The 26,627-nt window shown below is 40.1% G+C and carries 21 protein-coding genes, 1 tRNA gene and 2 pseudogenes; 15 read left to right on the top strand and 9 right to left on the bottom strand.

What is annotated here, in order from left to right; all coding sequences use genetic code 11:
• The 3 genes and pseudogenes from LO761_RS11710 to LO761_RS11700 form a co-directional block, all read left to right on the top strand.
• Window positions 1-103, top strand: a pseudogene (locus tag LO761_RS11710) (IS982 family transposase); the annotation flags it as partial.
• Window positions 100-447: a type II toxin-antitoxin system RelE/ParE family toxin gene (locus LO761_RS11705; RefSeq protein ID WP_272818464.1), complete on the top strand. Its 348-nt coding sequence runs from the start codon at window positions 100-102 to the stop codon at window positions 445-447. The pseudogene LO761_RS11710 and the gene LO761_RS11705, both read left to right, overlap by 4 nt.
• Window positions 448-815: 368 nt before the next feature.
• On the top strand, window positions 816-1,598 hold the full coding sequence (locus LO761_RS11700) for a DUF6261 family protein (RefSeq protein WP_272818463.1): 783 nt from the start codon (window positions 816-818) through the stop codon (window positions 1,596-1,598).
• Between the two features lie 185 nt (window positions 1,599-1,783).
• Here the strand turns inward: LO761_RS11700 and recQ are convergent, their stop codons facing one another.
• Window positions 1,784-3,613, bottom strand: coding sequence for a DNA helicase RecQ (recQ, locus tag LO761_RS11695; protein WP_272818462.1), 1,830 nt, complete (start codon window positions 3,611-3,613; stop codon window positions 1,784-1,786).
• Between the two features lie 201 nt (window positions 3,614-3,814).
• On the opposite strand from recQ, the gene LO761_RS11690 reads away from it, so the two are divergent.
• From LO761_RS11690 to LO761_RS11665, 6 genes are all read left to right on the top strand, one after another.
• Window positions 3,815-4,276 carry a helix-turn-helix domain-containing protein gene (locus LO761_RS11690; protein WP_272818461.1) on the top strand — a complete coding sequence of 154 codons (462 nt, stop codon included), beginning with the start codon at window positions 3,815-3,817 and terminating at the stop codon, window positions 4,274-4,276.
• An 86-nt stretch (window positions 4,277-4,362) separates the two neighbouring features.
• Window positions 4,363-6,342: a dipeptidyl-peptidase 3 family protein gene (locus LO761_RS11685; protein WP_272818460.1), complete on the top strand. Its 1,980-nt coding sequence runs from the start codon at window positions 4,363-4,365 to the stop codon at window positions 6,340-6,342.
• The gene (locus LO761_RS11680; protein ID WP_272818459.1) at window positions 6,342-7,010 is read left to right on the top strand and encodes a DNA alkylation repair protein; all 669 of its coding nucleotides are present in this window, start codon (window positions 6,342-6,344) and stop codon (window positions 7,008-7,010) included. The genes LO761_RS11685 and LO761_RS11680 overlap by 1 nt, the downstream gene beginning before the upstream one ends.
• A 55-nt stretch (window positions 7,011-7,065) precedes the next feature.
• Window positions 7,066-7,527 carry a Fur family transcriptional regulator gene (locus LO761_RS11675; RefSeq protein WP_272818466.1) on the top strand — a complete coding sequence of 154 codons (462 nt, stop codon included), beginning with the start codon at window positions 7,066-7,068 and terminating at the stop codon, window positions 7,525-7,527.
• 18 nt (window positions 7,528-7,545) lie between these two features.
• Window positions 7,546-8,820: an adenylosuccinate synthase gene (locus LO761_RS11670; RefSeq protein WP_272818458.1), complete on the top strand. Its 1,275-nt coding sequence runs from the start codon at window positions 7,546-7,548 to the stop codon at window positions 8,818-8,820.
• Window positions 8,821-9,471: 651 nt separating this feature from the next.
• A complete protein-coding gene (locus LO761_RS11665) occupies window positions 9,472-9,720 on the top strand; it encodes a DUF5053 domain-containing protein (RefSeq protein ID WP_272818465.1) in 249 nt (82 codons plus the stop codon).
• 174 nt (window positions 9,721-9,894) lie between these two features.
• On the opposite strand, the gene LO761_RS11660 is transcribed toward LO761_RS11665, so the two are convergent.
• The 3 genes from LO761_RS11660 to LO761_RS11650 all read right to left on the bottom strand — a co-directional run bounded on the left by LO761_RS11660 (window position 9,895) and on the right by LO761_RS11650 (window position 11,366).
• Entirely contained in the window at window positions 9,895-10,227 is a 333-nt protein-coding gene (locus LO761_RS11660) for a type II toxin-antitoxin system HicB family antitoxin (protein WP_272818457.1), read from the bottom strand.
• A gap of 112 nt (window positions 10,228-10,339) precedes the next feature.
• Window positions 10,340-10,534 (bottom strand): type II toxin-antitoxin system HicA family toxin, encoded by a 195-nt coding sequence (locus LO761_RS11655; RefSeq protein WP_272818456.1) that lies wholly within the window; start codon window positions 10,532-10,534, stop codon window positions 10,340-10,342.
• Between the two features lie 759 nt (window positions 10,535-11,293).
• A tRNA-Met gene (locus tag LO761_RS11650) sits at window positions 11,294-11,366 on the bottom strand.
• 318 nt (window positions 11,367-11,684) lie between these two features.
• Here LO761_RS11650 and LO761_RS11645 point away from each other — a divergent pair.
• The 3 genes from LO761_RS11645 to LO761_RS11635 are packed head-to-tail and all read left to right on the top strand — an operon-like array spanning window position 11,685 to window position 13,767.
• Complete coding sequence (locus LO761_RS11645) at window positions 11,685-12,338, top strand: TetR/AcrR family transcriptional regulator (RefSeq protein WP_272818455.1); 654 nt, start codon at window positions 11,685-11,687, stop codon at window positions 12,336-12,338.
• The gene (gene fabG / locus LO761_RS11640) at window positions 12,319-13,071 is read left to right on the top strand and encodes a 3-oxoacyl-[acyl-carrier-protein] reductase (RefSeq protein WP_272818454.1); all 753 of its coding nucleotides are present in this window, start codon (window positions 12,319-12,321) and stop codon (window positions 13,069-13,071) included. The genes LO761_RS11645 and fabG overlap by 20 nt, the downstream gene beginning before the upstream one ends.
• Before the next feature lie 3 nt (window positions 13,072-13,074).
• Window positions 13,075-13,767, top strand: a complete 693-nt coding sequence (locus LO761_RS11635; protein WP_272818453.1) for an RluA family pseudouridine synthase — start codon at window positions 13,075-13,077, stop codon at window positions 13,765-13,767.
• Window positions 13,768-13,826: 59 nt separating this feature from the next.
• On the opposite strand, the gene LO761_RS11630 is transcribed toward LO761_RS11635, so the two are convergent.
• From LO761_RS11630 to LO761_RS11620, 3 genes are read right to left on the bottom strand one after another with little or no spacing between them, the layout of a single operon-like run.
• Window positions 13,827-15,161, bottom strand: coding sequence for an MATE family efflux transporter (locus LO761_RS11630; RefSeq protein WP_272818452.1), 1,335 nt, complete (start codon window positions 15,159-15,161; stop codon window positions 13,827-13,829).
• Window positions 15,162-15,208: 47 nt separating this feature from the next.
• On the bottom strand, window positions 15,209-16,447 hold the full coding sequence (locus LO761_RS11625) for a M16 family metallopeptidase (protein ID WP_272818451.1): 1,239 nt from the start codon (window positions 16,445-16,447) through the stop codon (window positions 15,209-15,211).
• Window positions 16,444-17,289 (bottom strand): peptidylprolyl isomerase, encoded by an 846-nt coding sequence (locus LO761_RS11620; RefSeq protein ID WP_272818450.1) that lies wholly within the window; start codon window positions 17,287-17,289, stop codon window positions 16,444-16,446. Before LO761_RS11620 ends, LO761_RS11625 begins: the two co-directional genes overlap by 4 nt.
• Before the next feature lie 107 nt (window positions 17,290-17,396).
• On the opposite strand from LO761_RS11620, the gene LO761_RS11615 reads away from it, so the two are divergent.
• The 3 genes from LO761_RS11615 to LO761_RS11605 all read left to right on the top strand — a co-directional run bounded on the left by LO761_RS11615 (window position 17,397) and on the right by LO761_RS11605 (window position 25,370).
• A complete protein-coding gene (locus LO761_RS11615) occupies window positions 17,397-22,010 on the top strand; it encodes a translocation/assembly module TamB domain-containing protein (protein WP_272818449.1) in 4,614 nt (1,537 codons plus the stop codon).
• On the top strand, window positions 22,000-24,354 hold the full coding sequence (gene tamL, locus LO761_RS11610) for a translocation and assembly module lipoprotein TamL (protein WP_272818448.1): 2,355 nt from the start codon (window positions 22,000-22,002) through the stop codon (window positions 24,352-24,354). The genes LO761_RS11615 and tamL overlap by 11 nt, the downstream gene beginning before the upstream one ends.
• A gap of 104 nt (window positions 24,355-24,458) precedes the next feature.
• The gene (locus LO761_RS11605; protein WP_272818447.1) at window positions 24,459-25,370 is read left to right on the top strand and encodes a nucleotidyltransferase family protein; all 912 of its coding nucleotides are present in this window, start codon (window positions 24,459-24,461) and stop codon (window positions 25,368-25,370) included.
• 216 nt (window positions 25,371-25,586) lie between these two features.
• On the opposite strand, the gene LO761_RS11600 is transcribed toward LO761_RS11605, so the two are convergent.
• Together LO761_RS11600 and LO761_RS11595 are read right to left on the bottom strand one after the other, a co-directional pair.
• Entirely contained in the window at window positions 25,587-26,489 is a 903-nt protein-coding gene (locus LO761_RS11600) for an AraC family transcriptional regulator (protein ID WP_272818446.1), read from the bottom strand.
• 30 nt (window positions 26,490-26,519) lie between these two features.
• Window positions 26,520-26,627, bottom strand: a pseudogene (locus LO761_RS11595) (IS982 family transposase); the annotation flags it as partial.

The following is a 26,627-nucleotide window of genomic DNA, read 5'->3' as shown; positions in this document are numbered from 1 at the left end:
CATGGTCAACCTCTTGGCTGCAATAGCAGCATACTGCTGTTTTCCAAAGAAGCCGTGTATCAATGTTACCAGAACAATTGATACACAGCTTGCCTTATTTTGAATTCGTCGAACTCACGTTATTTAGGCGAGGAATTCAAGCGACAGTTCAAACGGCTGGCAAAGAAATACCGCTCGCTCCCTACCGATTTCAAGGCTTTCGTGCAAGGCATGGGAACCGACCCTATGCAAGGGACTGACCTCGGTAGTGGCATGCGCAAGGTGAGAATGGCCATCGGCTCAAAAGGAAAGGGCAAGAGTGGTGGTGCAAGGGTGATAGTCTATCATGTGGAAACCTCACACGATCACCTCGAAATCACGATGCTCACCATTTACGACAAGGGCGAGCTCGCCAATGTCTCGGATGCCTATATTAAGAGTCTGCTGGCAAATCTGCTCCAATCGTAGTCTTTTATATTTCATCCCTTCCCGTCCCACGTTTCAATTAAATTGAAGCGTGGGACGGTTGTTTTCAACCGTTCGGAACGGAATTTCGTTTCCCCGTCGTGTTGTCAATGTGTCTGTATGTTGGTAGAAGCGTCGGGAATTTCGCTCGACAGTGCTTTTTTGAAAAAAAATGGGCTGGCGAGCTGCTCGACAATGCTTTTACGAGAGAAAATGGGCTGGCGAGCTGCTCGATAATGCTTTTACGAGAGAAAATGGGCTGGCGAGCTGCTCGATAATGCTTCTACGGAAAAAAATGGGCTGGCGAGCCACTCGCCGAGCCATTTTTTATAAAAATCGACTTAATGTTCAATTCAAAAAATGAAACGCTTATGAAAACTATAAAAATCAAATCATTCGACCTCGCCCACACACGTGTGGAGGAAGATTTCGGATTTCAGAAACTCGTCCTCGCCGAAACCGATAAACTGCCGTTGACAGACAGCAAGCCCGGGTATGCCGAAGGGCTGAAGAAGGCTGTCCAAACGTTTATACATGCGTATCAGATGTTCGATGACGCGCTGAAAGCGTCTGCCTCCGTTCCGGCAGCCAAGGTTGCCACCGAGAAGGATGCGCTGCGCGACGAGGCATGGCGTGCCATGCGCGAGTATGTGAAAGCCTCAACGGGTTATCCCGTGGCGGAAGTAGCGCAGACCGCCTCCGAAGTCTACGAACTGTTCAAGAAATACGGCGACTTAGCCACCCTGTCGCAGACCGAAGAGACGGGTCGGTTGCACAACCTGTTGCAAGACCTCGAAGCCGTGGACGAGGCACGCATGACCGCTGCCCACTTCACGCCCTTGGTCGACAACCTGCGCCAACGCGAGGACGAGTTCCTCGCCGCCGCCAAGGAACGTGCCGTTCAGGAGGGTGCCGTCGAGGTAGGCATCATCAAGCAGAGCCGCATAGCCGCCGATGCCGCTTATCGCTCGCTCGTTGAAATCGTCAACGCCCTTGCCGTGGTGAACGACGAGGATCCTTACGCTGAGTTCATCGACCCCGTGAACGCGCATATCGACCGCATGAAGACGGTACTCGCCACACGAAAGACGGTGAATGCCAAGAAACCTTCCGTGCCCAAGGGCGGCAAGGCGGACTACCCATTAAAAGAATAATGCAGTCCGAAACAAACTTATTGCACTTTTATAATTTTTTAATTTAGCAAGAGGGCTGGTTGCTTCACCGCAATCAGCCCCCTTTTTTTGATTTTATGTCGAACTCACATAATAAATCAGCCAGTATTTGTCCGATGATGCGTATGACTTTTCTCAGTCTCTTTATACCATATTTATATATTCATCTAATTCTCGTTATTTAAGAACTTGTTAATCTCGGTTACAAAATCATTTCCATACTTTTCCTTTTTATAATCACCAATGCCGTTTATCAATCCGAATTCGTTGATAGTGGTTGGCTTTTTGCCGGCAATCAGATGTAATGTTTTATCAGAAAGAACGATATAGGCAGGAATTTTCTGCTCTTCGGCAAACTTCGACCGTAGAAGTCTGAGTTGTTCGAACAGTGCTTTGTCTTCTGTTTCATGAGAGACCATTGATTTATCGGAGAATAACTGTTCTTCTGCAATAGCTTTTGTTTTTTTCTTTGGCTTAGGTTTGACTTCTTCATGTCGGAGTACAGCCAACAAAGCTTTCTCCTGTCCAAACAAGACACGTTTTCCTAAACTTGTCATTTTTATATGATTATTCTCGTTATACGCAATCTCAAAATATCCTAAATTGAGCATTTGCATCAAATAGTCATTCCAATCTTTAGCCGGAATGTCTCGTCCCACTCCATAAGTCTTTAGTTTGTTGTATCCTTTATCTATCAGCTCTTTGTTTACACCACCTTTTAATATATTAATGAGCATATAAATGCTAATTTTCTCATTCGTTCGGGCTATGGCACTCAATGCTTTTTGTACCAAAACAGTACCATCAAAACGTTGGGGCGGATTTTTGCAAACATCGCAGTTGCCGCAGTCATGATCCATTGTCTCTCCAAAATAGTTTAACAAGATTCTTCTTCGACAGATATCTGCTTCTGCATATTGTTGCATTCTTCTCAGTTTCTCCTTATTAATGGTTTGTTGCCCACTTTCGGCCGCGAATTTCGAGAGCATAACCAAATCGCTTAAAGAGTAGAAGAGAAGTGTGTCACTTTCTAATCCATCTCTGCCCGCACGACCGATTTCTTGGTAATAGTTTTCAATACTTTTTGGTAAGTTATAATGTATTACCCATCGAACATTCGATTTATCTATACCCATTCCGAAAGCGATAGTCGCGCATACTATTTGGACGCGATCATTGATAAAATCATTTTGTGCTTTATCACGGTCTTTGTTATTTAATCCGGCATGATATACGGCAACGCCCAGTCCGTGATGTTTCAACATGATTGCCACTTTCTCTGTTGTATTTCTGCTCATGCAATAAATAATACCACTCTCATTAGGATGGCGGTCAATAAATTTTAGTATTATTCGGTTTTTGTCATTTGTTTTATATCCGCGGCGTACTTCCAGACTAAGATTTGGACGGTCGAATGATGAAACAAATATTTTTGGTTCGTGCAGATTTAGTTGCTTTATAATATCTTCTTTGGTTATTTTGTCAGCGGTAGCCGTTAATGCTATTATGGGTACTTCTGGAAATTCATCTCTTAAAGTTTTCAATTGTGTATATTCCGGTCGGAAGTCGTGTCCCCACTGTGAAATGCAATGTGCTTCATCAATGGCAATTAACGCTATATGAATATCTTTTAGCAGATAATTTATTTCTGAGAGAACTTTCTCGGGAGAAATATATAAGATCTTTATTTTTCCTTGAACGCATGAACGTCGTATTTGAAAATTTTCGGCGTCATTATTTGAACTATTCAGAGCGTAAGCTGAAATTCCATTCGATTGTAAACTTTCAACCTGATCTTTCATCAGTGAAATAAGAGGAGAGATGATGACAGCAGTACCTTCCATCATTAATGCCGGTAATTGATAGCAAAGAGATTTCCCACCTCCGGTCGGCATTAGGACAAGCGTATCTTTTTTGTCAATTACGTTTGCGATGATTTCTTTCTGCTGAGGTCGGAAACTATCATAACCGAAGTATTCTTTCAGTATGTTCAGCATATCTCTACCTTGTATTGTTTAAACAATTTAACTAAATCCTTTCACTTTTTATTCCAAAGATAAATACAATATCTGAATATGTTGTATTTAAATGATAAAATAACAAAAAATATTTGCATAAAACGAAATGATTTATCAAATTTGTGACTGTTTTAATGGTCGATGGATTATTATACAATAACCAAACAAGCATATATCCCAATGAATAAAAAAGTTAATTTAGAAGTGAAACAGGTAGAGAAACCGTTAAGGAGGCCTTATAACCTGAGAGAAAAAAAAGAAAAAGTCGCTGCTTATAGATCATTGATCCGTGCAGAATTGGCTGATGAACTATATGATAAAATATTGAATATCATTGTCGTTCAAAAAAAATACAGAGATTCCAGCTACTCTGCTAAGGATTTGGCAAGAGAGCTTAAAACGAATACACGTTATCTCTCTGCCGTTGTTAATTCCCGTTTTGGGGAGAATTATTCTTGTCTCCTTAATGAATACAGAATTAAAGATGCCAAGCACATGTTGCTTGATAAGCGTTATGCTGACAAGAATATAGAAGACATTGCCGCGATGGTTGGTTTTGCCAATCGTCAGTCTTTTTATGCGGCATTTTACAAAAATATGGGTGAAACGCCTAACAGCTTTCGCAAAAGGAACAAAAAATAATTCCAAATTATAGATTTGTTTTAAGCTATGTTGTTGTTGATGTAGGAATTTCCTATTATCTTTGACAATAACATAGCTTTTTGTTTATGATGATGATAAAAGATAGTTTTAAATATGTCGATGAACAGTTCGCTGACCTTCAGATACTGCGTTATAGAGTTCCTGATTTTGAGAATTTGTCGCTTCAGCAAAAAGAATTAATTTATTTTCTTTCAGAAGCAGCTCTTCATGGACGTGATATTTTATACGACCAGAATGGAAAGTTTAATCTTCGGATTCGGAAAATGTTGGAGGCGGTTTATACTGATTATCGGGGCGACAGAATGTGTGAGGATTTCCGGCAACTGACTATTTATTTGAAACGAGTCTGGTTCTCTAATGGAATTCATCATCATTACGCAACCGATAAGTTTGTTCCTCATTTTTCGGCAGATTTCTTTCGTTCCGCGTTGAATAGCCTTAATCCGGCAGATTTGCCTTTGTCCGGCGGACAGACAATTGACGAACTTTGTGATGAAATTTTTCCTGTTATCTTTGACGCGACAGTGATGCCTAAGCGGGTTAGTCAGAAAGATGGAGCAGATCTCATTCAAACTTCCGCTTCGAATTACTATGAAGGAGTGAGTCAAAAAGAAGCAGAGGCTTTCTATAACGCGAAGAAAGATCCTCACGATTCAACTCCGGTGATGTATGGTCTGAATAGTCGGTTGGTAAAGAATAACGGAAAGATTTACGAAAGGGTATGGAAGTCGGGTGGACTGTATGGCGCTGCAATTGATAAAATAGTTTATTGGTTGAATCAGGCTGAATCCGTTGCGGAGACTAAAGAGCAGAAAGCAGGGATTGAGAAATTGGTTGCATATTATAAGTCCGGTGATTTAAAGACTTTCGATGAATACTCTATTCTTTGGGTAAACGATACGAATTCTCGGGTCGATTTTACCAATGGTTTTATTGAAGTATATGGCGATCCTCTTGGATTGAAAGCCAGTTGGGAGGCAATTGTAAACTTTAAAGATTTGAAAGCTACGTTTCGTACCGAGGTGTTAAGTGCAAATGCGCAATGGTTTGAAGACCATTCACCGGTTGACGCCCGATTTAAGAAACCGGAAGTAAAAGGAGTATCAGCGAAAGTGATAACGGCAGCTATCCTTGCCGGCGATTTGTATCCTTCTTCTGCCATAGGAATTAATTTGCCGAATTCAAATTGGATTCGGAGCGTGCATGGTTCTAAGTCTGTAACTATAGGAAATCTGACTGACGCGTATAATAAAGCAGCCCGAGGGAACGGGTTCCGAGAAGAGTTTGTATATAGTCAAGAAGAATTGGATCGGATAAATGAGTATGCCGATATTACGGATGATTTGCATACCGATTTGCATGAATGCTTGGGACATGGTTCAGGGCAGATGCTTCCGGGAGTGGATCCTGACTCTCTGAAAGCATATAGCTCTACGATAGAGGAAGCACGGGCTGATCTTTTTGGATTGTATTATTTGGCCGATCCGAAGATGGTTGAGTTGGGACTGACTCCAAATATGGAGGCATATAAATCTCAGTACTATACTTATATTATGAACGGATTGATGACTCAATTGGTTCGGATAAAGTTGGGAAATGATGTGGAGGAAGCTCACATGCGCAATCGTCAGTTGATAGCCCGATGGACCTATGAGAAAGGCAAAGAGGATAAAGTGATTGAGATGGTAGAACGGGATGGAAAGACATTCGTTATGATTAATGATTACGAAAAGCTTCGATATCTGTTTGGACAGCTACTTGTAGAGATTCAGCGAGTGAAGAGTGAAGGTGATTTTGAAGCCGCTCGTCAGTTAGTTGAAAATTATGCCGTAAAGATTGACCCTGAGCTGCATAAAGAAGTGCTTGCTCGTTATGAAAAATTACATTTGGCACCTTATAAAGGATTCATTAACCCTGTTTATACAGCTATTAAAGATGCTGAAGGAAATATTACCGACGTGACGATTTCTTATGGAGAGGGGTATGCCGAACAGATGCTCCGTTACAGTCGGGATTATGCTAATCTTCCTTATATAAATGAATAATGGAAACTCATGAGATAGTTAAAGACATAAAGAGTCAGTTCCGGTCGTTCATGAACGGTCCGGCTTCAAAAAGTATGCGCGATAAAGGTCTTGATTATAAGATTAATTGGGGTATTGAGTTACCTCGTCTGAAAGAAATAGCTTCTCAGTACGATAAGAACTTTAAAGTAGCTGAAGAGCTTTGGAAGGATAATGTCAGGGAATGTAAGATTCTTGCCGGGCTTTTGATGCCGGTTGAGGAATTTAATGAAGACATAGCTGATATATGGATAGAAAATATTCATAATCCGGAGATTGCTCAGCTCACTTGTATGAATTTGTTTCAGAATCTGCCTTTTGCCAAGAAGAAATCGTTTGAATGGATGGCCGATGGCAGGGAATATCATGAACTTTGTGGCTTTACGTTGATGGGACGTCTGCTGATGAAAGGGGAAAAGTTGGAAGAACGAGAGCAGGATGAGTTCCTTGATCAGTCGCTGACAGCTATACAAACAGATAATCTGCTGGTCGGTCAAACTGCGGCGAATGCTCTCCGTAAGTTTGGAAGTCAGGATGAGAATAGTCGAAGGAAACTTGGTAAGCAGCTGATGCCGCTTCTTCTTTCCGGAAAAGAGGAGGTTAAAGCCTTGGCCGGAGAAATAAAATCAGATATAGAATATTCTTTTTAATCTTTTCTGTTTACATAAAAAAGATTAACTTTGACGTCGGAACAAAAAATGAGTCATAGTGGAGAATATAAAAGGCATAGTCAGGCAGAAGCTGACGGAGTATTTGATACAAAACAGATATCGGAAGACGCCTGAACGCTATGCCATACTTGATATGATTTATTCTATCGACGGACATTTTAGTATTGAAACGCTCTATCATAAAATGGCCGGTGAAAGAAAGTTCCGTGTTAGTCGTGCCACACTTTATAATACCATTAATTTATTTATAAATGCCGATCTGGTCATCAAACACCGGTTTGGAATAGCTACGCAGTATGAGCGGGCTTATAAAAATGAGACGCATCATCACATGATTTGTACCGTATGTGGAAAGATAACAGAATTTGAGGATGATAACTTGAAACAAGCTATCGTAAATACGAAGCTGAAGAAGTTTAATGTCACGTACTATTCTTTATATGTATATGGTGTATGTAGTAAGTGCATGTGGAGAAAACGTCATGAAAAAAAATAATTCTAAAAAATACTTATTATGAAAGTAGATGTCTTATTAGGTTTACAATGGGGTGACGAAGGAAAAGGAAAAGTTGTTGACGTCCTAACTCCTCATTATGATGTCGTTGCACGTTTCCAAGGTGGCCCAAATGCCGGTCACACATTGGAGTTCGAAGGACAGAAATATGTATTACGCTCTATCCCATCGGGGATTTTTCAGGGCGACAAGATAAATATCATAGGTAATGGAGTGGTTCTCGATCCGGCTTTGTTCATGGAAGAGGCCAAGGCTTTGGAAGCAAGCGGTCATCCGTTGAAGGAACGTTTGCGTATCTCAAAAAAGGCACATCTCATTTTACCCACTCATCGTATGCTCGACCGTGCATACGAGACTGCCAAAGGTAAAGAAAAAGTGGGTACTACCGGAAAAGGAATTGGCCCGACATATACCGATAAAGTCAGTCGTAACGGTTTGAGAGTAGGTGATATACTTAGTAATTTTGAAGAGAAATATGCCAAGGCAAAAGCTCGTCACGAAGCTATCTTGCAAAGTCTGGACTTTGAATATGATATTACTGATATGGAAAAGACGTGGTTCGAGGGAATCGAATACATAAAGCAGTTCCATCTGGTAGATAGTGAACATGAAATTAATAACTTGCTGAAACAGGGAAAGGCTGTTCTTTGTGAAGGTGCTCAGGGCACCATGCTCGATGTTGACTTCGGTTCTTATCCGTTTGTTACTTCTTCAAATACAGTTTGCGCTGGAGCTTGTACGGGGTTGGGAGTTTCTCCGCATGCCATCGGTGAGGTATTCGGCATCATCAAGGCGTATTGTACCCGGGTTGGCGCTGGACCGTTCCCGACTGAGCTGTTCGATGATACCGGCCGAAAGATTCGTGACAGGGGGCATGAGTATGGAGCTGTCACGGGGCGTGAACGTCGCTGTGGTTGGATTGATCTGGTCGCTTTAAAATATGCCATTATGATTAATGGTGTTACTAAGTTGATTATGATGAAGAGTGATGTCCTTGATAATTTTGAAACTGTTAAGGCTTGTGTTGCTTATAAGTTGAAGAGTGGTGAGATTATCGATTACTTCCCATTCGATGTGAACGAAGTTGTTGAACCTGTTTACAAGGAACTTCCGGGATGGAATGCCGATTTGACTAAGATGACGAATGAAAGTCAGTTTCCGAAAGCGTTTAAGGATTATATCGCGTTCCTTGAGAAAGAATTGGAGACCCCAATTAAAATTGTTTCCGTAGGTCCGGATCGTGAGCAGACTATTGAAAGAGATAATGTTGTTTAAAACATAACATTCCGCTGTTATTCGTATCATCTTGTGAAGTCATATTGATGAGTTTGACGATTCATCCGCATCAGTTGAACGATTCATCCGCATCAGTTGCTCAACTCATCCGCATCAGTTGCTCAACTCATCCGCATCAGTTGCTCAACTCATCCGCATCAGTTGCTCAACTCATCCGTATCATTTTACTCGTTCATATATATGGTTTGTGGTATTTTCTTATATGGTAATTACGTTTTGGCTTGAGAGGGCAAAAGTTTTGTGCATAAAACAAGAGGATGTGCCTATTTTGACACACCCTCCTTTTTATTGTTGCGGAGGCAAGAGATGGGATCCGATTTACGCTCTATTACAGAGTGAGAATTTTTCCGAACAGTTAAAAATGTAGTTTTTTATATTTAGTACGATTATTCGTATTATCTTTATTTTGTTCAAAAGAAAAGAATATGAACAGTGAAACTAACAGAAACAGAATTCGATATTGATAATGTCGATAAGAAATTATAAAAGAAGTTATTCTAACGGGTTTCCACAGATAAGATGGTATATAGAAAGACTCTTTGCGGAGTTGATGGATGAACCTCTTGAACAGGAAGAAAAAAGATGAAGAAAGTTAAACATCCCCCTTCGGGGGAATTAAAAAAAGATAATATGGAAACGTTGATTGAAACAAAACAGGAAACGATGAAAAGTAAATTAAATGATCTACTGGTAGCTATATCGTGGGCGGACCTTTCGAGAACCTATTTCGGAAAATCTAACTCGTGGTTGTATCATAAGATGGATGGACGTGACGGTAACGGCAAACCGACGTCGTTTTCCGTTGATGAAAAAGAACAGCTGAAAGGGGCACTTTATGATTTAGCGGATCGCATAAGACGGGCTGCGGACACCTTATAGTCTGAGGAATATTCTCCCACTTTTGAACAAGCAGCTCTTGGCTGGGGTGGGAGGGTGTGTCATAATTGACATGCCCTCTTTTCGTATCGTATGGTTAGGTCTATACTGATAATTTAAAAGGCCGGAGATGTCACTCCGGCCTAACCATTGAAGTTTGTTGTCAAACAATAACTACTATACAACGGCTATAAGCTTGCGCCCAATTTCATGAAGCCCGTTTACGATACGCTTGCGTTGCTCGGCACGTGGTTTTTTTAATCCATTGGCATAGTGGCTGAGTAGTCTTTCATTCACCCCTGACGCACGGGAAATGGCGGCAAGGCTGGCGTATTGCTCACAGGAACGGATAAGGGCGGCTGTGTCTAAAACATACTCGAATTCATAATCGCCGTTACGCAACCATTCAGGAACATCATCACCGTCGGCTACCATTCCATCAATATGAAATTGGAGGGTTTCCGGGATTTCTTTCATTAGTTCATCGTATGTTTTAGCTGTAAGAACCACAGCACCCGGTACGTTATTGCTAAACGTCGCGCCGAAATTGTGATCACACCACTGAATGTCAATTTTAATTTTTTCCATGTTATCTCCTTTCTTGTTTTATGTGGCAAGGTGGTTATTTCCACCCTGCCTGTTTCCAAATGCTGTTGAGTAAAAACTGATTGAGGACTTCATTTTCGTGACCTCTCACTGTTACTTTTCCTGATTTTGAGGGATGCTTGTATTGCCTATGGTCTCCTTTGATTTTGCACAGTGTCCAGCCGTCAGCTTCAAGCATCTTTATCACCTCTTTGACCTTATACCTTTTCATTGTTGCATATTGTTATTGCTTGACAATACAAAGGTAGTAAAAATAATACCAATAACAAACGTTTTCGTTTAAAAAGTAGTATTATTAATACTTTTTAAACGTGTGTATTTATAAGGGTATCTGATTTGTTCTTTTTCTTAGCAATGCAATATTCTATATTTGTAATGCTAATCTGAAAATTTCATGATATTAGTTTTTATAAGTAAATGATTGATAATTGTTGTTCGACCGCTTGTCTGTGATAGGTGGGCGGTTTTTTTGTTGTTATTGGTATGGAAAGATAAAAAGAAATGAATTGGGGGAGTTTATTTAGCTCTTTTTTTATCGCATGCTGTTTTTTATACCTTTATAGCACTATAACTTAAAATGAAATATTTATGAAAGGATTATAATGTATTGCTCTGTTAACATTAGTATGTGTGACAGTTGGAAGCCCCATCGTGTGTACTGTAAAATTGTTGGAATAGGAAGATTTCTGAGCTCTAAGATTAATATAGAAGTTGACTTTGGACAATATGCCAATTATTTTGACGTTACAGAAAGATATCTTGTGGATGAAAAAGGAAAGAAAACAAAATATAGATTACACTTCTATTTTGAATCTATACTTTGTCTTTCGCCATTTTTTTTACATCATCGAAAAAAAACGGTGATGTAAAGTTTTCGGGCAGTTCTGTTATTTTGTTTCAATCTCGTCCCGGATTGATAACAAAAAAGCGGATTAAGTACTACTATTCAGTTTACTTAATCCGCTACATGTTGCGGAGGCAAGACTCGAACATGCGACCTCCAGGTTATGAGCCTGGCGAGCTACCAACTGCTCCACTCCGCGATATTTCTTAAATGCGATTGCAAAGATAAGAAGTTTCTTTTGATATTCCAAACAATTCAGGGAAGTTTTTTAATTCAATGATAGAGTTTATTATGAAATTAGTCCGCATTTTGTTGATTAATAGGTTATTATTGTAATAATATTTTTTCGAGGATAATTCTGAATATTTCTTTATTTTCCCCTTTCTTTTTAAAATGTTTGTGCTGTCTGTTTATTCAATTCTAAACGTATAATTAAGAATATTTATATTGAAATGTTGGATAAAATAGAGAAATAGTGTAATTTTGCACATATAAAGGTTTTTGTGCAATTCAAACTATGTCATTATCTAAAACAAGAGCTAAGTTAGTTGACGTTGCTCGTCAATTGTTTGCGAAGAATGGAGTAGATAATACTACCATGAATGACATTGCCGCGGCCTCCAAAAAAGGAAGGCGGACACTCTATACCTATTTCAAGAGTAAGGAAGCAATCTATTCTGCCGTAGTAGAGTCGGAACTTGAGAAACTTTCCGATGCAATGGAAGAGGTAGGAAAGGAAAATATCCGATCGGATGAAAAAATCTTGAAATTGATCAAGACACATCTTGATGCCATCAAAGTAGTGGTGTATCGTAACGGAACGCTTCGAGCCGGATTTTTTCGAAATATTTGGCGTGTAGAAGGAGTCCGCAAGAACTTCGATAATAAAGAAATCAATCTTTTCCGGCGAATACTCACCGATGGCGTGGAGCAAGGTATTTTTAATATAGAGCCGGCAAATGTAGAGATCATGGCCGGTATACTTCATTACTGTATAAAGGGAATAGAAGTTCCTTATATCCGCGATAAGATAGCAGAGGATATTCCCGATGAGACGGCTTGGAGCTATGTGGCAAAGGTTGTGTATGGTGCACTCGGACGTCAGCCTGGACTGGAAGATAATAATATTAACTATTTAAAATTTGATAAAGATGGGTTTATTAACAGGTAAAACTGCCTTAATTACCGGTGCTGCTCGTGGCATTGGTAAGGCTATCGCATTAAAATTCGCAAAAGAAGGCGCGAATATTGCTTTTACTGATCTTGCTATTGATGAGGAACATGGTGGACTGCCAACAGAACGTGAGCTTACTGCTTTGGGTGTAAAAGCTAAAGGCTACGCTTCGAATGCCGCCGACTTTGCAGAGACCGAACAGGTGGTTAATCAAGTGAAAGCCGACTTCGGTTCTATTGATATTCTGGTGAACAATGCAGGTATCACGAAAGATGGTTTGATGCTGAAGATGACAGAAGCACAATGGGATGCGGTTATTGCTGTAAACCTGAAGAGCGCTTTCAACTTTATCCACGCTGTTACACCGATTATGATGCGTCAACGTGGTGGAAGCATCATAAATATGTCGTCTGTAGTAGGTGTTCATGGTAATACTTCACAGTGTAATTACGCTGCTTCGAAGGCCGGTTTGATAGCGTTGGCTAAGAGTATCGCTCAAGAGATGGGACGCAAGGGTATCCGTGCGAATGCCATTGCTCCGGGATTCATTGATACGCCTATGACTCAGGCTCTTCCTGAAGATATTCGTAAAGAATGGATTGAGAAGATTCCTCTTCGCCGCGGAGGTACTACGGAAGATATTGCAAATGTGGCTACTTTCCTTGCTTGTGATTTGTCCGGTTATGTATCCGGTCAGGTTATTCAGGTAGATGGCGGTATGAATATGTAATGTATGAAAGTTGTTTACGAAGATAATCATATTATTATAGTAAATAAAATCGTTTCTGAAATAGTTCAGGGCGATAAAACAGGGGATACACCTTTATCGGAACAGGTAAAGGCGTATATTAAAGAATTATATGCCAAGCCTGGGAACGTATTTATCGGAGTAGTGCACAGGCTCGATCGTCCGGTAAGCGGATTGGTAGTCTTTGCCAAGACAAGCAAGGCGCTGAGTCGACTGAACGATATGTTTCGTAACGGAGATGTGAATAAAACTTATTGGGCTGTTACAAAGGATTGTCCGGAAAAGCAAGAGGCTGACTTGGTACATTATTTGATACGGAATGAAAAGCAGAATAAAAGTTATGCTTACGATAAAGAAGTGCAGGGAGCTAAGGAAGCCGTGTTGCACTATAAGGTCATTGCCCGTTCAGATAATTATAATTTGTTGGAAGTGAAGTTGATGACCGGTCGTCATCACCAAATCCGTTGTCAGTTGGCTAAGATAGGTTGCCCTATTAAGGGAGACTTGAAGTATGGAGCCAAGCGTTCAAATCCGGATGGTAGTATTTCACTCCATGCTCGTAGCATTAGTTTCATTCATCCTGTTTCGAAGAAGCAAATAACGGTCGTCGCTCCTGTTCCAAACGATAATCTTTGGAAAAGTTTTGAAGCTTTGGTGAATTCATCCAACAAGATTTAAAATACAATCATATTATTTACTCGTTCACAGTCTTGTGGACGAGTTTTTATGTCATATACTTATCTTTTCTTTGTGCTTTTCAGAAAGCGCAAGTAATACATGATTCCTGCAGAAGTCAGTCCGAATGGCAGTGCCATCCAGATGCCTACAGCGTTCAGATGTAATACAAATCCGAAGAAATACCCCAGTGGAATGGAAATCATAAAATATGCGATAAACGCAATATACATTACGGGTTTCACATCAGCTATGCCTCTAAGCGCGTTCGCAAAGGTAATTTGTAGACCATCGCCCAGCTGATAGACAATGAAAGGGATAATCAATTGTGCTACCAATGCCACCACTTCTGCATTATCCGTAAACAAACTGCCTAAATGGTTTCGACAAAGCAGAATGGGGATTCCTAAACAACAAGCGATACAGAGCATCAGATGGAATCCTGCGTTTGCCGTCCGCTGCACATTCTGTATATCGTGTTGTCCGTTAAAGTTGCTAATACGCACTGCTACGGCCGATCCCATTCCGTAATACATCATAAAGCAGATGTTCGAAATAGTAATCATAATCTGATGTGATGCCAACGGAATAGTTCCCAGCCAACCCACCATCACGGCACTGAAAGTAAAGGAAGCCGTTTCCATTCCTGCTTGAAGCGCAATAGGCCAACCAAGTTTGTTTAGCAGTAAAAAGTCTGTTTTATTTATATAACTCCTGAAGAATCCTTCCCTATATACTTTGTAACGCTTTGAAAAGAAGAAGATAAGTATAAAAGCCACAACCATTATAATGCGTGAAAAGAGGGTAGAATACCCTGCGCCGTTCAGACCCATTTCCGGAAATCCCAGTTTTCCATAGATAAGAATATAGTTTCCAATGATGTTTAGCAGGTTACCACCTAACAGAATATACATAGAAGTCTTGGTATCTGTGATGCCGTCGGCAAACTGTTTGAACGCATTGAAGATCAAAATGAAAATGATGGAATTTGTCAGTATAAGGAAATATTCACGGATGAGTGAAATAAGTTCGATAGGTTGTCCCAACCGATGGATGTTCAGATATAGTATAAAACAAATTGCAGTGATTAGAATTGCTAAAAGCATGTTGGTTAACAGACTGTTTTTTAGACTCCGACCAATATCGTGCAGTTCATTCCTGCCGAATTGAGCTCCAACAATAGGAGTCAGCCCGAACGAGAAGCCGTTGGCGAAAATAATAAATAAATTGAACACGTTATTCACAAAACTTGCAGCAGCCAACTCTTCTGTGCTGTGATGTCCTATCATCAGCGTATCGGCAAAGCTCAACACAATCATTCCTAACTGACCAATCATAATAGGAATACCCAAGTGTAGTAATGCTTTGTAATGTGGCTTATATATGTGAAAATCCATGCAATGTGATTTTAAACTGTAGTGGAAATATCAGATATGTCCAAATGTTAACTCTTTGCCTTATAATATAATATAGAACAATTGCTGTGAACAAATGCTTCGTTGGCTACTCTTTGCAGTTGTTGGGGAGTAGTCTTTCTGTAATTCGCTATGTCTTCATTAATATCTTCCGCTTTTCCGATGAGTTCAAAGAAAGCCAAGTTGGTTGCAATGTTCAGGTAATTCATATTATTGAATATCCGGTTGCTTTCATAACGGTTTTTTACTTTCTCCAGTTCATCATTGCTAACGAGCTTACTTTTAATTTCTTCCAACTCTTCCCAGATAGCTGCTTCGGCCTGTTCCAATAAGATACCTTGTACCGGTTTTCCACAAATTATAAAGAGTCCTGCATCTATACTGTCTGTGATATAGGCATCAATGGAGTTAAAGATACGTTTGTCCTTAATGAGATGCTGTGACAAACGGCTTGAGCGGCCATTGCTAAGCAAGTCACTTAGAGCATCGTATGCATAGAAGTCGGGATGGAGACGTTTGCACATATGAAAAGCCATATAGATAGCGTCTGAAGGAACGGATCGTTCAACCTCCATGCGACGTTCTTCTGTTTGTTTTGGCTCTTGTGGAAGATTTCGGACGGGAACATCTCTGCGTTCTATCATACTAAACCATTTTTTTGCCAATGAAACAGTTTTGTCGAAAGAGATATGTCCTGTAACTGAAAGAACGGCATTGTTAGGTGCGTAGAAGCGAAAGAAGAAATGCTTTACCTCATCCATAGTTGCATTAGCTATGTGGCTGATTTCCTTTCCGATAGTAGGCCATTGGTAGGGATGAACTTTATAAGCCATGGCGCGGATCAGATGAGAGGCATCACCATACGGTTGGTTTAAACATCGCTGTTTGAATTCCTCAATAACAACCTGCCGTTGTACCTCCAGACTGTTGGGACTAAAACTGAGTGAGAGCATTCTGTCGCTTTCTAACCAGAATCCGGTCTCTACATTTTGCTTGGGCAGTGTGATATAATAATTGGTTAGATCATTATTTGTCCAAGCATTATCCTCGCCACACGCATTTTGAACAGGAGTGTCGTAGTCGGGGATGTGCATGCTGCCACCAAACATCAGATGTTCAAAGAGATGAGCAAAGCCTGTATGGTTGAAGTCTTCGTCCCTTGATCCGACATTATAAGCAATGTTCAGGGCTACCATTTGGGTGGAGTCGTCTTCTTCGTGGACGATACGGAGTCCGTTGTCTAAAGTGTAACGGTTGACTCGTATCATTCTTCTACTATTGCTTTAAGGATTCGGATATTGATTATCGGACGGTCAGCATCATTGGTCTTTGCAATTTCAATTTTCTCAATGGCTTCCATCCCTTCGGTAATTTCACCGAATACTGTATAGGAACCATCAAGGTGAGGAGCACCTCCCACGGTAGTGTAAGTCTGAATTTGTTCTGGATTGAACTTAAAATAGCCTTCGTCTTTCAATTGCTGATGAGCCTGAACCTCCAGTGAGTCCTGCAAGGCCAGTAGCTTATCGTTATCACCTGCGCGACGGAACTTATAAATTTCTTTCATACGCTGATGGGCAAGTTCGTTGAAGATATTCTCTTCGCGCTGTTGGTTGATGTTGCCTTCCATATTAAGCAGCTGATCTTGTGTAAATTTGCGTCCTGTTACAATATAGAACTGACAACTCGAAGAAGCTTTCTCCGGATTCACATCGTCTCCTTGACGCGCAGCAGCAAGAGCTCCGCGTTTATGGAAGTATTTGTCGGCCATAAATTCGGCCGGTATGGTATAACCGACATCGCCACCACCTAACATGGCAGTATCCGAAGCCGTTTTACTATCCGGGTCACCTGCCTGAATCATAAAATTTTTAATTACACGATGGAAGAGAGTACTATCGTAGACTCCTTCTTTACAAAGTTTTATGAAATTATCGCGATGTTTAGGTGTTTCATTATACAGTTCAACAGTAAAGTTGCCTGCAGTAGTCTCAAATTTTACTAAAGTACGTTTGTCTTTTCCCATATTTTTTGATTGATTGTTTGAACCGGTGCCACATGCCGTAAAAGCGATAAGGACCAGTATCAAGAAAAGTTTATAAACTTTCATTATTTTAATATTAAATTAGTGCGTAAAGATAGTAAAATTATCGCATGAACCGTCTTGATTGCCACAAAATTCATTAAGTTTGCACTATCTTTATAGAAAATCTACTGATGGAGAAAAGGAATTGCATACATTGGGCATTATGGATAGTTGTCGCGCCATTCATTTTGTTCTTTTTGTTGTGTTTCTTGATTTATTTGCCACCCATTCAAAACTATTTGGTTGATAAGGCTGCTTCGGTTGCGTCTGCACGAATGGGGATGCGGATATCTATTGGTCATATTAATTTATCCTTTCCGTTGAACGTTCGCTTGAGTGATGTTACAGCCATTAAAAACGAAAATGATACTATTTTGAATATCGGTATATTAAATGCTAAAGTTAAGATGCTTCCTTTACTTCGTAAGCACATTGAAGTGGATGGCATTACACTCAGTAACGGAATACTTGATTCACAGGATTTTATTGATGGAATGTGCTTGAAAGGGAAGATTGGAAGGCTATACTTAACCAGTCATGGAATCAATTTAAATAGGGAAGAAGCGGTAGTAAATAAACTGTCTTTAGACGATTCAGATATCTATCTTTGCTTGAATGATACGTCTGATGAGAATACTGCTAAGACTGAGATACCTTGGAAAATAAAAGCGAAAGATATAATTATCAATCGGACAGGTTTTAGTATGGTAATGCCGCAGGATACGTTAATCCTAACAACTTATTTGGATAAACTGAGTTTGAAGAACGGGAATGCGGATTTTCACAAAGGCATTTATCAGCTAAGCTCATTCAATGTGCAGAATAGCAAGTTAGGTTACAGTGCCGATACAAATCTGAGTGATTCTTTACAAATAGCCTTGAGTAACTTGAACATGCAATTGGATTCTGTTTATTATCATGGTAGGGATATGATGGGTGTAGTGAATAAACTGAACTTTAAAGAAAGATCCGGTCTTGAATTAACATCTGCAAGCGGGCGTCTTATTTCAGATGAAAACACTATTAGTATTTCGGATTTAAATGTGGTCACAGCCAATTCTTCGATGGAAATGCTGGGTAATGTAGATTGGAGTGCAATAAAAGGTGACAAAGATGCTCGGGTTTCAGCCCGGCTGATGGCTGATATAGGTAAACCGGATGTAATGCTTATGTTGAAACATTTGGATTATAAAATAATAGAGAAATATCCTGCGCAACCGTTGCGTGTTCGACTTGGAGCCGACGGTACCATGAATCTCATTCATGTCGCGACACTTACCGCGGAACTCCCAACAGCTTTTGATATTTCGGCAGGCGGGACTTTCTCGAATTTAACTGATAGTATCAACAGAGTTGGTAATATAAAATTAAGGTCGAAGTTTCATGATGTTCATTTTATTTCTTCGTTGACGGGAGGCTATACGATACCTGAAGGAAGTGGAATAGATGGAGAGTTTCAATTGAGAGGAACTCGAATCGGATTGGATGCTTTGTTGACTACAGCAATGCAAAAGATAGCTTTGGCGAATGATACGACGGTACTTAATGATAGTACATTTGAACTAAAACCGGTAGAGTATTCTCCATCAGCTACGTTAGTAGCAAAGTACGATTGGGAAAAAAATATTTACTCTGCTGTGGCGAATATTGATCGGATTAATCTGCATGAGTTCATGCCGAATGATTCTCTTTTTACCGTTTCTGCAAATTTGAAATTAGATGGGCAAGGAACAGATATCTATTCGGGAGGTACACACATTAATTTTGATGGTACAATAGATAAGCTGCGATATGGCAGCTATAACCTGACTAATATGCAACTGTCCGGGAAATTGACAAAACATCAACTGACTGCGATTGCTACTGCGGACAATGACTTGATAAGACTGCAAGCCGGACTCGATGGACAGATTAAGCGAAATGATATAACCGCTGAATTAAACTTAGATGTGAACAATTTGAACTGGCAAGTTTTACATTTGACCGATATTCCTGTTAGTACTTCGCATCGAATAAAGGCCATTCTAAAGACGGATATGCGAAAACTTTATGTGTTGGATGCTAATTTATCGGGTACCACTATTTATTCGCAAGGCAAAACGTATAAGGCAAAAGACCTGTGGACAAAGATGGCTTCGTCAAAAGACTCGACTAATGTATGCTTGCGAACCGGAGATTTGAATTTGGATTTGATGATGGATGTATCGATTGAGGATTTGCCGAAATTGAGAACTCAATTGATGACAGAAATAAATAATCAGTGGAAAAAGAAAGACATCCATCAAGTGGAGTGGATGAAGTATTTCCCAAGTATATCGCTGAAATTTGTTTCAGGGAAAGACAATCCTATACATAATTATCTGAAGTTTAGAGGTTGCTCTTATAGTGACTTAGCATTAGATTTGCAGACTTCTTCGGTAGAAGGAATATTAGGAACAGGGCATATCTACGGATTGAAAAAGGATACGTTTATGTTAGATTCCATTACATTTAATCTTAATCAGGATTCGGCAGGGATTCACTTGTTAGGACAGGTAGAGAGTGTACCTAAAAAAGCTCAGGATGCTTTTACAATCAACCTGACAGGCTGGATGAACAATAATAATGGTAAAATAACGCTGGAATATTTGAACGCTAAGAAGGAGGTAGGTGCTTATTTGGGAGTTGAGACTCTGGTGGAGACCGATGGAGTGAATATGCATCTCTTCCCAGAGCATCCTACATTCCTTTATCGGAAATTCACGTTGAATGAGGATAACTTTATTTATTATAATAACGGTGGACGTATTGGCGCGGAAGTTAATTTGCATGATGATAAAGGTGTGGGAATACAATTCTATTCTAATCATAGTGATTCGCTTGCGCAACAAGATATGACGTTGGAATTGAATCAGGTCAATTTAGATGAATTCCGTCGTGTTTTTCCATATATGCCCGATATGAAAGGAATTATAGAAGGTACCGGACATTATATAGTCAAAGAAAAGAAGCCGATGTTCAGCGCGGATATCATGATGCAGGACTTCGTTTATGAAGGCAGCAAGTTAGGAAACTGGGAGGCGAACGCTGTATATCTGCCGGGTGAACGGAATGATCATCATGTGGATGGGTTTATTTTGCATGAAGGGGAAGAGATAAGTCACATTAATGGTATCTATTTGGATGCGAAAGAAGGGATGGGAGCTATTACGGCTGATGTAGACTTTGAGCATTTTCCTTTATTCGTGCTGAATCCGTTTATACCGGATAAGTTGGTAGAGTTCACCGGAGATGTTAATGGTACGCTTTCGGCGAAAGGAATAGCGTCAAATCCAAAGTTAAACGGACAACTGACGATGGATTCTGTTGTAATGGTGGTGCCCGAATATTCGGCTCGGTTTAACATTGATAATAGAAAGTTGGAAGTAAAAGATAGCAAATTGGTTCTTGCTGATTATAAGATTACTACAGCCGGAAAGAATCCGATGACTGTCAACGGAACGGTAGATATGACCAAGTTAAGTGCTGTTAATCTTGATTTGCGATTGCGGGCGAATAATTATGAATTGTTTAATGCACCGAAGACTAAACGTGCTTTGACATACGGAAAAATGTATGTCGACCTGACTGCTTTTTTGCGTGGATCGGTTGATAACCTAATTATGCGCGGAAATATGAATGTGTTAGGTAATACCGATTTTACTTATATAATGAAAGATTCTCCTTTGACGGTGAATGACAGATTGGGAGAATTAGTCACCTTTGTTAATTTTAACGATGCGACAGAGAATCAAATACCGGAAAAAGAAGTAATTATGTCGGGTATTGATATTCTGTTGGCCATTCATATTGATCAAGCTGTGCAATGTCATGTCGATTTGAATGAAGATGGATCAAATTATATGCTGTTGGAAGGAGGTGGTGACCTTCAGTTTCAGTATACTCCGGAAGGAGAAATGCGCTTGAATGGCCGTTACTCTTTGAACAGTGGTGAGATGAAATACGAGATTCCGGTTATTCCATTACGAACTTTTAATATACAAAGTGGCAGTTACTTGGAGTGGATGGGTGAAATGATGAATCCAAGGTTGAACATTACAGCCACCGAACGTGTGCGTGCTCGTGTAAGTTCAAGTAGTGAATCGCAACGAATGGTGAACTTTGACGTGGGAGTGAAGTTGTCGCAAACGCTGGAGGCACTTGGTATGACGTTTATTCTTTCTTCTCCGGACGACGCATCGGTACAGAATGAACTGGCAACTTTATCAGAAGAAGCGAAGAGTCGACTGGCTGTTACTATGTTGGTGACCGGTACATACATGGCGGAGAGCAATACTTCGAGTAAAAACTTTGATGCGACCAACGCGCTTAATTCGTTCCTGCAAAGTGAGATTTCAAGCATTGTTGGTAAGTCTATGGATATCAATTTCGGAGTGGAGACATTAGATGATGACCGCGGCCGTCATACGGATTATAACTTCCAATTTACCCGTCGATTCTGGAATAACAGGGTACGAATTGTGATAGGAGGCACGGTAACTACCGGAACAGCTGCCACTCAACGCGAGTCGTTTATTGATAATGTGTCTATTGAATATCGGTTGGATAATTCCGGAATGCGTTATCTCAAGTTGTTTCATGATAGGAATTACGAGAGTGTTCTGGAAGGCGAAGTGGTGGAAACTGGTATTGGTTTGGTATGGCGGAGAAAAGTGGATAAATTGACTGATTTGTTTATTTTCAGAAAACGAAAGAATGAGGAATAGGACAGTATATATATATAAGGTAGTTGTTTTTCTGATGGTACTAATCTTTTCCGGCTGTTCAACGACAAAGAATTTGTTGGAGGGGGAGATGTTATACACCGGCGTAAAGAAGATGAAAATTCATAACGAGGATAAGTCGGCTACGGGCGTTCAAGCGTTGGAAGAGGTAGAGGCCGCCATATCTTACCCCCCCAATAATGCTATACTCAGCAGCAACTCTTTAAAATTTCCAATACCGTTCGGTCTTTGGATATATAATGGATTTGTAAAGTATCAAAATGAAAAGGGACCGGGCAACTGGATATTTCGTAAGTTGGCTTCGAAACCGGTATATCTTTCAACAGTGAATGCTGATACTCGGGTAAAAGTTGCAACCAACTTGTTGCGTGATTACGGATTCTTTAACGGATCGGTTACTTATAAAGTGGATACTGTTGCCGACCGGAAGGCTAAACTTTTGTATAATATTGATTTTCAGAAACCATATTACTTTGATACTTTGATGTATGTTAACTATTCGGCACGCGCAGACAGTCTGATTAAAGCTCATGAGCAGGAAAAGTTAGTACATCGAGGGGATCATTTCAATGTATTAAAATTGTATGATGAGCGTACACGCGTATCCAATTTGTTTCGTAATAACGGCTATTTTTATTATCGTCCGGATTATATTTCTTTTTTAGCCGATACTATACAGCGTCCGGGATATGTAGCTGTCAAGTTAGTGAACCGGAAGAATTTATCGAAGAAGGTTGCTCGTAAGTATTATGTAGGGGATACCGAATTTATTTTACTTGAAAATAATGTGAGTAATCAAGATGGTAATCGGATTTTGCGCTTTGATTCGGTTCAGGTGCGGAATGTTAAGATAAAGTATATAGGTGATAAGCCGGCTTTGCGTCCGTCGGTTATTCGTCGTCGCTATTATATGCGAAAGGGAAATGTGTTCTCTCAGTCGCGTTTTCAAATTTCTCAGGAACGGATTGCTCGTTTGGGTATATTTAAGATGACGGATTATAGTGTAGCTCCCAAAGATTCTACACCGGATTGCGATACATTGAATATCAGGGTGATGGCTATGCTTGACCAACCGTATGACGTATCCTTGGAAACGAACGTTGCCACAAAGAGTACCGATCAAGCCGGACCGGGTGCCATTCTCAGTTTGACACGTAATAATTTCCTGAGATCGGCAGCAGCGCTCTCGTTCCAGTTAAAGGGATCGTATGAGTGGCAGACGACTTCATCAAAACTGAATGGAGAAAATCGTAACAAGCTGAATTCTTATGAAATAGGACTGACTGTTGGATTGGAATTTCCTGAATTGATTTTACCTTGGGTAAAAGAGAAAGGTAATCGATATCGTTATGCACAGCACACTTCGTTTAAGTTGTATGGCAACCAGTTGAAGCGTTCGCGCTATTTTACCATGCTATCGTTTGGAGGATCTGTGTCGTACGATTTTATGACTTCGCGTACATGGAAGCATACTATAACACCTTTCCGACTGACCTTCAATACTTTGCAACATACTACAGAGGCTTTTAACGCTATTATGAATGAGAATCGAACACTTCAGTTGAGTTTGAGTAATCAGTTTATTCCTGCCCTGAGTTACACATTCACTTACGATAATTCAAAGGTTAACACTAAGAATCATTACTGGTGGGAAACTTCATTTACTTCGGCAGGCAATGCAACTTCTGTTTTGTTTGCTGTGGGTGGATTAGGCTTGAAGGAGAAGAATAAAAAGATGCTTAACAGTGTGTATGCGCAGTTTATAAAAGGAACTACTGAGTTCCGCTATTTGTCGAATGCATCGGGAAAAAGCCATTTGGCAGCACGTGCTATGGCGGGCATCATTTATTCGTATGGCAATACCACTGTTTCGCCTTATAGCGAACAGTTTTATATAGGTGGCGCGAATAGTGTTCGTGCTTTTACTATTCGTTCCATCGGTCCGGGAACTTATCATCCGGATGCTACCAATCGTTACGGGTATATAGATGAGGTGGGCGATGTGAAGTTGGAGGCTAATTTAGAGTACCGCTTTCCGATATTGGGTAACTTGAATGGAGCGACTTTTCTTGACGCAGGGAATGTATGGATGCTTCGTAATGATGAGTCCCGACAAGGAGGAAAGCTTAGTTTGAAAGACTTTGGAAAGAGTATTGCCTTAGGAACCGGATTCGGCTTGCGTTACGATATGGAATTTTTGGTTATCCGTTTGGATATGGGAATCGGAATTCACGCTCCGTATGATACAGGTAAACGTGGATATTATAATATCCCGAAGTTCAAAGACGGCATAGGACTGCATCTTGCTATTGGTTATCCTTTCTGATTTTATAAAACACTTAATCAGATATTGGAACATTTGTGCTACTTTCATATTATTATTTTATATTTTTGTACGTAGAAAATGAAATAACAAAATAAAGAATCATTATGAAACCTACATTATTTTTACTTGCTGCCGGTATGGGTAGTCGTTATGGCGGTCTGAAACAATTGGACGGTCTGGGTCCTAATGGTGAAACTATCATGGATTATTCTATCTATGATGCTATTCACGCTGGGTTTGGTAAACTTGTTTTCGTTATCCGTAAGGATTTTGAAGCTGATTTCCGTGAGAAGATCATAGCTAAATACGAAGATCACATTCCATGTGAAGTTGTTTTTCAATCAATACAAGATATTCCGGCCGGCTTCACCGTTCCGGAAGGCAGAACGAAACCGTGGGGAACGAATCACGCCGTTATGATGGGTGAGAATGTTATTCATGATCCGTTCGCTGTTATTAACTGTGACGATTATTATGGTCCGGATTCATATAAAGTAATGGCAAAATTCCTATCTTCTCTGCCTGATGGGTCAAAGAATACCTATGCTATGGTTGGTTTTCGCGTTGGAAACACATTGAGTGAAAGTGGAACCGTATCTCGCGGTATTTGTGAAACAAATGAGCATCATCTGCTTACCTCGGTTGTTGAGCGTACCAAGATTCAGCGTATGGATGGCGAGATAAAGTATTTGGATGAGAACGACCGGTGGATTGTTACTCCGGAGAATACTCCTGTCAGCATGAATTTCTGGGGCTTTACTCCTGATTATTTTGCATATAGTAAGGATTATTTCAAAGGTTTTCTGAGTGATCCGAAAAATATGTCTAACCTGAAGAGCGAATTTTTCATCCCATTGATGGTGGATAAACTGATTAAGGAAAATACTGCAACCGTTGAGGTTCTTGATACGACCAGCAAGTGGTTCGGTGTAACATATCCGGAAGATCGTCCGGCTGTAGTCGCTAAGTTCAAAGATTTGGTTGAAAAAGGCGTTTACCCAAGCAAATTATTCTAATTAATCGGATAAAAAGAGCAGAGGAAGAGTAGATTTATTCTTCCTCTTTTTTGTTACTCATGGGTATATTCTGTTCTGTTTGTTTGCTTAGTTAGGTGTCTCACGTGCGTGGTTCACGTGTCTCACCTGCGTGGTGCACGTGTACCACGTGCGTGACCCATGTGTACCACGTGCGTGAGGAATCAGTTTCTCTTTATAAATCGAAGACTTTATACTTTAATCCGACTTATATTCACTTGGTGATATGCCTGTATGATGCTTGAAATATTTTCCAAAGAACGAAGCATTGCTGAAATTCAGATAGTAAGCCACCTCTTGGATGGACATGGTAGAGTAGCGGAGCAGTGTCTTAGCCTCCAAAATGACATAGTCGTCTATCCATTTGCTGGCTGTTTTTCCGCTGAACCGTTTGATAACCGATGAAAAATGCTTGGAACTCAAGTAGAGTTTTGATGCGTAGAAATCCACACGTCGTTCCTTGCAGTGATATTCTTTCACCAGTTTAATAAAATCGTTGAACAATACTTCCTCGCGTTTGAACTGATGCGGCTCCTCACTTTGAAGTTCCGGAGTTTTAGCATAAAGAATATTACCCAGCTTATAAAGATAGATAGACACTAAGTTGCGTAAAATTTCTGTATGGTACTTTCCTTCCTCGTGAATTTCCTTTTTAATATATTGGAAGCACAGATTAAGTTTGGCTATTTCTTCATTAGTCAGACTGAACACCGGATTTTCCTTTACAGACATGTAATAAGGCAAAAAAGTGTTCATAGAAATATATATTTCTTTCAGGAACGAGGTGGAAATCATGATGGCTTGAATATTATGTTCGCCTTGTGGTACCGTCGCTTGAATTAAATCGTTCGGAGCACAGATAAATATATCATTTTCTTTTACTTTATAACGTTTTAAATTAATCTCAACCCATCCTTCACCGGATTTACAAAGTACGATAACAATACCATCAATTCGCATCGGGTATTTTAGAATGAAGTGACCGTTATTAAAGATACCCTGAATTGAATCGGTAATTAGAAAATCGTTGGCATATCCCTCAAGATGCGGGAACTTCTTTCGGATATCACCAAAGGTGATTGCGCTATTCAACTGTTCCATATTACTTATTTTAACGTGAGTTCGACGAATTCAAAATAAGGCAAGCTGTGTATCAATTGTTCTGGTAACATTGATACACGGCTTCTTTGGAAAACAGCAGTATGCTGCTATTGCAGCCAAGAGGTTGACCATGAAATT

This window comes from Phocaeicola oris (assembly GCF_021295095.1).
Lineage (GTDB): Bacteria > Bacteroidota > Bacteroidia > Bacteroidales > Bacteroidaceae > Phocaeicola > Phocaeicola oris.
Note: the sequence above shows the minus strand (reverse complement) of the source record. Positions and strands in the feature narration are given on the sequence as shown.